This window comes from Streptomyces sp. NPDC060194 (genome assembly GCF_042728285.1).
Lineage (GTDB): Bacteria > Actinomycetota > Actinomycetes > Streptomycetales > Streptomycetaceae > Streptomyces.
Map to the genome: position 1 here is coordinate 1 of NZ_JBHWZH010000203.1, position 7,799 is coordinate 7,799.

General features: G+C 72.0%; 6 protein-coding genes and 1 pseudogene. 3 read left to right on the top strand and 4 right to left on the bottom strand.

Annotation, left to right across the window (positions count from 1 at the left end):
- Positions 1–45 precede the first annotated feature (45 nt).
- Positions 46–1,623: an MFS transporter gene (locus ACFWEG_RS27165; RefSeq protein ID WP_387220253.1), complete on the bottom strand. Its 1,578-nt coding sequence runs from the start codon at positions 1,621–1,623 to the stop codon at positions 46–48.
- A gap of 161 nt (positions 1,624–1,784) precedes the next feature.
- Here ACFWEG_RS27165 and ACFWEG_RS27170 point away from each other — a divergent pair, with 161 nt between their 5' ends.
- Both ACFWEG_RS27170 and ACFWEG_RS27175 read left to right on the top strand, forming a co-directional pair.
- Entirely contained in the window at positions 1,785–2,450 is a 666-nt protein-coding gene (locus ACFWEG_RS27170; protein ID WP_387220256.1) for a TetR family transcriptional regulator, read from the top strand.
- A gap of 114 nt (positions 2,451–2,564) precedes the next feature.
- Positions 2,565–3,434, top strand: a complete 870-nt coding sequence (locus ACFWEG_RS27175; RefSeq protein WP_387220258.1) for a GyrI-like domain-containing protein — start codon at positions 2,565–2,567, stop codon at positions 3,432–3,434.
- Positions 3,435–3,537: 103 nt separating this feature from the next.
- On the opposite strand, the gene ACFWEG_RS27180 is transcribed toward ACFWEG_RS27175, so the two are convergent.
- The gene (locus ACFWEG_RS27180; protein WP_387220260.1) at positions 3,538–4,422 is read right to left on the bottom strand and encodes a septum formation family protein; all 885 of its coding nucleotides are present in this window, start codon (positions 4,420–4,422) and stop codon (positions 3,538–3,540) included.
- A gap of 437 nt (positions 4,423–4,859) precedes the next feature.
- On the opposite strand from ACFWEG_RS27180, the gene ACFWEG_RS27185 reads away from it, so the two are divergent.
- Entirely contained in the window at positions 4,860–5,903 is a 1,044-nt protein-coding gene (locus ACFWEG_RS27185) for an AraC family transcriptional regulator ligand-binding domain-containing protein (protein WP_387220263.1), read from the top strand.
- A 244-nt stretch (positions 5,904–6,147) separates the two neighbouring features.
- On the opposite strand, the gene ACFWEG_RS27190 is transcribed toward ACFWEG_RS27185, so the two are convergent.
- Complete coding sequence (locus ACFWEG_RS27190) at positions 6,148–6,972, bottom strand: ABC transporter permease (RefSeq protein WP_387220266.1); 825 nt, start codon at positions 6,970–6,972, stop codon at positions 6,148–6,150.
- A pseudogene (locus tag ACFWEG_RS27195) lies at positions 6,969–7,703 on the bottom strand (ATP-binding cassette domain-containing protein); the annotation flags it as partial. The pseudogene ACFWEG_RS27195 and the gene ACFWEG_RS27190, both read right to left, overlap by 4 nt.
- Positions 7,704–7,799 lie beyond the last annotated feature (96 nt).

Below are 7,799 nucleotides of genomic sequence, written 5' to 3' on the forward strand. Positions count from 1 at the left end.
CCGGTGCGCTGCGGACCGGGCTCGTTCAGCGCCTAGTGCCGCCTTTCACGGGGCGGGGGTCTTCTCGCCCTGGTGCTGCGTCTCCCGGAGCTCGTGGGCGTCGGGCGCGCGGAGGAAGACCACGACGGCGCAGCAGAAGAGGACGGCTGCGGCCACGAGGAAGGCGGAGCCGGTGGCGTCGACGAAGCTCTGCTTGCCCGCGGCGAGCAGGGCCTCGCCCCGGTCGCCGAGCTGGGGGGCGGCCTGCTGGACGGCTGCGAGGGAGGACTGCGCGGCCGCGGCGGCCTTGGCGGGGAGCTGGGTGACGGCGTCGGCCATGTTGCTGCTGTAGGCGCCGTTGAGGACGCTGCCGAGGATGGCGATCCCGAGGGCGGAGCCGAACTCGCGGGAGACGTCGTTGACCGCGGAGCCCACCCCCTGCTTGCCGGCCGGCAGGGACGAGGTGATCGCCATCGTGGCCGGGGTGCTGGCGAGCGCCATCCCCGCGGCGAACACGACGAGCGCGACGGCGAGGTGCCAGTAGGTGAAGTCGACGTCGAGGAGGTTCATCAGGAGCATGCCGGCCGCGGAGAGCAGTAGGCCGGCGGCGGCGATCCGGTTGGCTCCGAAGCGAAGGGCCAGATTGGGAGCCTGCCGGGCGAGCGGGATGAGGACGGCGGGCAGGGGCAGCAGGGCGAGCGCGGACTGCAGGGGCGAGAGGTCCGCCACGTACTGCAGGTACTGCAGGATGATGTAGAAGAAGCCGAAGCTGGCGAAGAACTGGGCCGCCATCGACAGGGTGCCGGTGCTGAAGCCGCGGAGCTTGAACAGCCGCGGGTCCAGCAGCGGCTGCTCCCGGCGCAGTTCCCAGAGCACGAAGGCCAGCGCCGCGAGCACGCCGACGACGAAGGCGGACACGGTCAGGACGTCGCTCCAGCCGCGCTCGGGTCCCTCGATGAAGCCGAAGACGAGGCCGGCGACGAGGACCAGCGACAAGGCGCCGCCGACGGGGTCCAGCGCCGGCGGCTGCTGGTCCCGGCTGTCGGGGATCACCTTGAGCGTCCCGGCGAGGGCGAGGACCGCCAGCGCCACGTTCAGCCCGAAGAAGCTGCTCCAGTCGAAGAACTCCAGCAGGATGCCCGACCCGAACAGGCCGACCACCGCCCCGCCCCCGGCGACGCCCACCCAGACCCCGACCGCCCGGGCCCGCTCTTCCGGCGGGAAGGAGCTGGTGATGATCGAGAGGGTGGCGGGCATGACGGCGGCCGCGCCCACGCCCATGCAGGCCCGGATCGCGATGAGTGTCTGCGGCTGGTCGACGAACAGGCCGCAGGCGGCGGCCGCGCCGAAGACGACGATGCCGAACAGCAGGACCGGTCTGCGCCCGATGCGGTCCCCGACGGCGCCCCCGATGAGGAGCAGGCCCGCGAAGACGAGGGTGTAGGCGTCGACGATCCACTGGATCTCGGTGGCCGACGCCCCGGTGTCGCGTTGCAGATCCGGCAGGGCCACGTTGAGGCCGCTCACCGCGGAGACGACCATCATCAGCGCCAGAGCCACGACCCCGAGGACGACCCGCCGTCGGCCGGCGGTCAGCACGGGTGGGCGCCCGTCGTCCGCCCTCTGCGATTGCGTGTCGCTCATCACGCACCCCTTGAGTTCAACAGTTGTGGAAATACTGCTGCCGAGTGTGAGCGCACCCGACGCCTTTGTCAACGAGCGTAGAATTAGTGTGGAGCTGATAGCTGCGGGCGGCCACAACGACGACCACGTCTGTGCCGCCACGCGAAAGGGAGGACGACGCGATGCATGCGCGCGACCGGACGGCCGGATCGCCGGACGGGGAGAGCGGACCGGGCCTGCCGGTGGGCGACGCGAAGCCCACCCGCCGCACCGGCCGCCGCACCGGCCCCAGCACCACGCGCACGGCGATCGCGGAGGCCGCCGTCGAGCAGTTCGCCGGGAAGGGCTACGGCGGTGCCAGCATCAGGTCCATCGCAGAACAGGCGCAGGCCGACCCCGCTCTGGTGATGTACTTCTTCGGGAGCAAGCGGCAGCTCTTCCAGGAGGTGCTGCAGCTGCCCTTCGACCCGTCGGTCGTCGTGCCCCAGATCCTCGCCGGTGACCGGTCCGGCGTGGGCCGGCGCCTCGCGGAGTTCGCCGTCCGGACGCTGCGGTCGCCCGGCCCGCGCGACCGGCTTCTCGGCCTGCTGCGCTCGGCCTCCCAGGACGAGGAGGCCGCAGCCGTCATCCGCTCACGGCTGACGAGCGAGATCCTCGAGCCCATCGCCGAAGAGCTCGGGGAGTCGGACGCCCGGTTCCGGGCGGCCATGGCCATGAGCCAGATCGCGGGGCTGGCCTTCGCCCACCACGTGATCGGACTGCACGCGCTCCAGGAGGCGGACGAGAGCCGGCTCGTCCACACCCTCGGCATCACGCTCCAGCGCTACCTGACCGGCCCCCTGGAGTGAACCCGCCCCCCACAGGATGTCGCCGGTCGGCTCGGGTGCCTGATCGGATCGGTTCGGGACGATCGGGTGCGGCCCGCGCGGCCGATGCCAGGATCGACGGCGAAAGGGGGCCCGGTGATCTCGGCACTCAACCGGCTCGTCGACCTTGTCGAGGAGCACCTCTCGGAGGAACCCGACGTCCGCGGGACGGCCGCGGCGTTCGGCACGACCGAGTACCACCTGCGCCGGATGTTCTCGTCGCTGGCCGGGATGCCGCTGTCGGAGTACGTACGCCGACGGCGCATGACCCTTGCCGCCACCGACGTCGTCCGGGGCGAGGGCGATCTGCTGGGCATCGCCGTGCGGCACGGGTACGGCTCGGGTGAGGCGTTCGGTCGCGCGTTCCGCGCGGTCCACGGCGCCGACCCCGGTGAAGTGCGCCGGCACGGCGGCCCCTTGCGCACACAACCGCAGCTCAGGTTCCACCTGACCGTCGAAGGGAGAAACCCCATGGACACCCGCCTCGTCGACCGCCCCGCCTTCCGGCTCGTCGGGCACGCGGCCCGGGTCCCACTGATCCACCAGGGCGTCAACCCCCACATCCAGCGGCACGTCGCCGCGCTGCCGCAGGAGGAGCACCTGCGTCTGAAGGCCCTTGGCGACACCGAACCGGAAGGTCTGCTGCAGGTCTCCGACGACCTCGACCCCGGCCGCGGTGAGGGCACCGAACTGACCTACCTGCACGGAGTGGCACTCGCCCACGGCACGCCCCTTCCGGGCGACCTCGACACCATCGAGGTGCCGGCCGGCAAGTGGGCGGTCTTCCGTACCAGGGGGCCGCATCCGCAGGCCCTGCAGAAGACGTGGGCGGCGACCGCGACCGAGTGGTTCCCCTCCCATCCCTGGAGGCTGCGACCGGGTCCCTCGATCGTCGCGACCCTCGAGCGCGCGGACGACTTCAGCACCGCGACCTGCGAACTGTGGCTGCCGGTCGAACCGGCGTGACACCGGGTCGACGCGGTCGGGTGCCCGGGCAGGCGGATCCCGCCGGACGGAGCGCGCGTACGGCCAGGTCGTTCGGTTGGCCGCGGTCGGATGCCTCGGCGGCTCAGCCGGCCCAGACGTCGGCGTCGTCGGCCGGGACGGTCGTGGAGAGGCCGAGTTCCTTGCGGAGCCCGATGCTCCTGGCCGGGTCCAGACCGTCGAAGGCCGGGTCGTAGGCCACGAAGAAGGCGTCGGCGTCCTGGGCGGAGGCGGCCTTCTTCCAATGGGCGAGGGCCTTGGACTGCTGGACGAGGAGCGACTCGGCGACCGGTCCCTCGATCTTCTCCAGAGCGGCGACGTGGTCGGTGAGGGCGGTGGCGACGGCCTCGGCCTGGGCCGTGTAGCCCTTCATGTCCTCGGCGGGGTCGTCACCCTCGGGCTGGTTGGCCCAGAGCGCGTCGTAGACCTTGCCGGAGGTCTTCAGGTAGTCGGCAGCGCCCGGCTCCATGCCGGCGTCGTCGGCTTCGAGGGAGCCCTTCAGGTCGGCGGACTCCTTGGCGAGGGTGCAGCTGACCAGGCGGTCGCCGGTCGTCCAGGACGCCTTGGTCGGGGTGTAGGAGAAGGACTCGACCCCCTCGGCGGCCAGCGCCCAGGTGTCCGGGGCGAACTCCTGCTCGAGGCGCGCGCACGTCTCGTCGGCCATCGCCTCGATCACGCGGTCGCCCGGGAACTTCCTCTCGTCGACCTCGAACTCGCCGCTGACCTGCGACTGGTGCGGTTCGTCGCAGGGAACGACCTCGACGCTGAACGCCTCGCCCTCGGTCCTGCCGTCGTTGGTGTTGAAGCAGTCCCCCGGCTTCAGGCCGAACACCGATCGCTGACGCGCCACCTTCTCGGCCCCGGCCTTGGCGCTCTCGACCATCCCGCCGCAGCCCACGGCGCCCAGCGCGAGGAGGGCGGTGACAGCGGCCAGGCCCTGGGCGCGGCGCGCCATCGACTGCTTCTTCATGCTTCCTACGTCCCTTATGCAAATCATACGAATGTGTGCGCGAATCGTATGCCACGCCTGCGGGGGCCGTGGGACGGGGCGGGGGCTCGTCGAGCGGGTCGGCCGGCAGGCGTCGAGCCCGTGGGTGCGCACGGCGTTTGATCCGGAAGCGCTGATCACCTACCCTCCCCTGAGCCTTGTGGCGAGGTGCAGGGGAGGGCGGGGTGGGGCCAGGGCCCAGCAGCGTCACCCCCGTCGACGCCACTGACGGGCCGAGGCCCCTCCCCCCCCCCGGGGGTCCCGAACACGGCCTCGGCTTTCCCTCCACCGAGGCCATGAGGACGAGAATGACACTAGATGCGCGGCGCTCCGACCCGAAGAGCCCCACGCGCCACGCACAGGGCCTCGCGTGCCACGGATCCGCGAACGCCGGACCGGGACACCCCGAGTCGGCACACATGCCCGGCACCACTCCCACCGCCTTCGCGCGCGTCAACGTCCAGGCCGCGCAGAGGGCGGGAGTACGCCCGGACCAGTACGCGGGTCTCCTCGGACTGGCCCCGGAGCACCTGTCCGACGACCGCTACCGCATCCCGGCGTCGTCCAACGTCCGCCTGTGGGAGCTGATGACGCTGCACGCGCCCTGGCAGGACGTCGCCTCGCACATGGTCCAGCAGAGCGCTCTCGGCGCCCTCGGCATCTGGGACTACCTCGTCACCCAGGCCGCGACCCCCCTCGAAGGACTCCACGACGGGGCCAGGTTCCTCGCCACCGCGGCGGACGCGGGAACGGAGACCCTCGAGATACGGGAGACCGGGGGGCGGATCACGATCAGTCACGTGAACGCCGCCGACCTCACCGACCACGTGGCCTCGGCGATACGGGCCTACTCCATGGCCCTGCTCGCCCGACGCGTCAGCGAGGCGTCGCGCCGCAACGTCGTGCCCGTCGGCGTCGTCCTCGCCGCGAAGGCCCCCCGCTCCCACGGGACGCTCAACCGGCTCTACGGCACGCCCGCGATCGAGTTCGCCGGTCCGGTCAACTCCATCACCTTCAGGTCCGACGACCTGAAGGCGGCACAGCCCCACGCCCCGGGGCTGTCCGCCCTGTTGCGCAGACACGCCGAGCAGAGCCTCAGGGAGTCCGTGCCCCTGGGCGGGTGGATCGACACGTTCCGCGCCACCCTCCGCGGTGCCAGCGACAACGACGTGCCCTCCCTGAGTCATGTGGCGCATCGCATGTGCCTGAGCGGCCGCACGCTCCAGCGCCGCCTGGAGGAGAACGGCACCACGTGGTCGGACGAACTCCAGACGCTGCGCCGCGGTCAGACCCTGGACCTGCTGACCCGTACGGAGATGCCGTTCGACGCCGTCGCCCGACGCGCCGGCTTCGCCGACGTCAGCGGTCTGCGCCGGGCCGTGCAGCGGTGGACGGGCCAGTCGTTGTCCGCGGTCCGACGCCGTGACGGCGCGTCGGGTCCGCTCGTGCCGTCGCACCACTGACCGGCCGCCGTCCCCGGTTTCTGCTCACTGCCGGTCACGCGCCCTCCCGTCGCCCGCGCCCTTCGATCCCGTCGGCGGGGCGGTGCGGGCCGACTGGCCTGGGCCGCGTCACGGGGTTACCGCCGCGTAGGACGCCGGCGGGGGCGCCGCCCGACGCGGCGGTGCGAGAGGGGTGCGGGAAGAGCCGGTGCGCCGAAGGGCGGCAGGTGTGGCGGGTTGCCGTTCCTCGGTGCACCGGGCGGGTTCAGCGCTTGGTCTGGCGGGTGAAGGCGGTGCGGGACCAGAGGTAGCCCACGAGGCCGATGGCGGCGCACCAGGCGAGCGAGAGGGAGGCGCTGTCGCCGATCTCCGTGCCCATCAGGAGGCCGCGGAGGGTCTCGTTGACGGGGGTGAAGGGCTGGTACTCGGCGAACCACCGCAGGGCGTCGGGCATGGTGTCGGTGGGGACGACGGCGCTGCCGAGGAAGGGCAGGAAGGTGATCGGCAGAGGAAGGTTGGAGGCGGACTCGACGGTCTTGGCGGTCAGGCCCATGCCGGCGGAGAGCCAGGTGAGGGCAAGGGCCAGGGCGGCCAGGAGCCCGGCTGCGGCGAGCCATTCGACGAGGGACGCGTCGGGCCGGAAGCCGATGGCGAGGGCGACGCCGGTGACGACCACCGTGCCGAGGACCGTCTGGACGAGGTTGCCCAGGACGTGGCCGGTGAGGAAGGAGCCCCGGGAGATCGACATGGTGCGGAAGCGGTTGACGATGCCCTCGGTCTTGTCCATGCAGAGGGTGAGGGCCGCGCCGACGGAACCGGTGGCGACGGTCATGAGGATGATGCCGGGGGCGACGTAGTCGATGTAGTCGCCGGTGAGCTGCGGGCTCCGGATGCCGGCGCCGAGCGCGCCGCCGAAGGCGTAGGTGAACAGGAGCAGGAAGACGACCGGCATCATCACGATGACGATCGCGATGGACGGGTAGCGCAGGGCGCGCTTCATGACGCGGCGGAACATGGTGACCGCGTCGCGGACGGCGTAGCTGCGCAGGCGGGGGGCGCCGGTCCTGGCACGGGGGGTCGCGGTGGTCATCGGGCGGTCTCCTGCTTCTCGTCCGCGCCGGTGAGGGCGAGGAAGACGTCGTCGAGGTCGGGGGTGTGGAGCGAGAGGGACGCGGGGGTGGCGCCGGCGGCGTCGAGGACGTCCAGGACGGCGCGGAGGGTGGAGACGGTGCCGTCGGACGGGATCTGGAGCGTGAGCTCCTCGTCGTCGCGGGTGGTGGAGGCGAACCGGGCGGCGGCGGTGTCCAGTTCGGCGGTGGAGCCGAAGCGCAGCGAGATGTGGCCGCCGTGGATCATCGCCTTGAGCTCGTCAGAGGTGCCCTCGGCGACCAGCCGGCCCTCGTGGAGGACGCCGATCCGGTCGGCGAGCTGGTCGGCCTCCTCCAGGTACTGCGTGGTCAGGAGGACGGTGACGCCCTCGTCGGCGACCAGGGACCGGATGATGTCCCACATGGTGCGGCGGGATCGGGGGTCGAGGCCGGTGGTCGGCTCGTCGAGGAAGATGATGCGCGGGTCGCCCATCAGGGACATGGCGAGGTCGAGCTTGCGGCGCATGCCTCCGGAGTAGGTGGAGGCCGGTTTGCCGGCGGCCTCGGTCAGCTCGAAGCGTTCGAGGAGGTCGGCGGGGCGGCGGCGGCCCTCCGCCTTCGGGAGGTGGCAGAGGTCGGCCATCAGGCGGAGGTTCTCCTCCGCGCTGAGCAGGCCGTCGACCGCGGCGAACTGGCCGGTCAGGCCGATCAGGTCGCGCACTGCCGCCACCTCACCCTCGCCGAGGCCGAGGCCAACGCCGCCTACGACTGGAGCAAGGCCACCGACTGCCGTGTCCTGCTCAAGCGGCACCGGGCGACGGGGGAGTGC

Excerpts from the sequence above, each read along its gene's own strand:
- ACFWEG_RS27165 (WP_387220253.1), bottom strand. The coding sequence starts at position 1,623 with ATGAGCGACACGCAATCGCAGAGGGCGGACGACGGGCGCCCACCCGTG.
- ACFWEG_RS27170 (WP_387220256.1), top strand. The coding sequence starts at position 1,785 with ATGCATGCGCGCGACCGGACGGCCGGATCGCCGGACGGGGAGAGCGGA.
- ACFWEG_RS27180 (WP_387220260.1), bottom strand. The coding sequence starts at position 4,422 with ATGAAGAAGCAGTCGATGGCGCGCCGCGCCCAGGGCCTGGCCGCTGTC.
- ACFWEG_RS27185 (WP_387220263.1), top strand. The coding sequence starts at position 4,860 with ATGCCCGGCACCACTCCCACCGCCTTCGCGCGCGTCAACGTCCAGGCC.
- ACFWEG_RS27190 (WP_387220266.1), bottom strand. The coding sequence starts at position 6,972 with ATGACCACCGCGACCCCCCGTGCCAGGACCGGCGCCCCCCGCCTGCGC.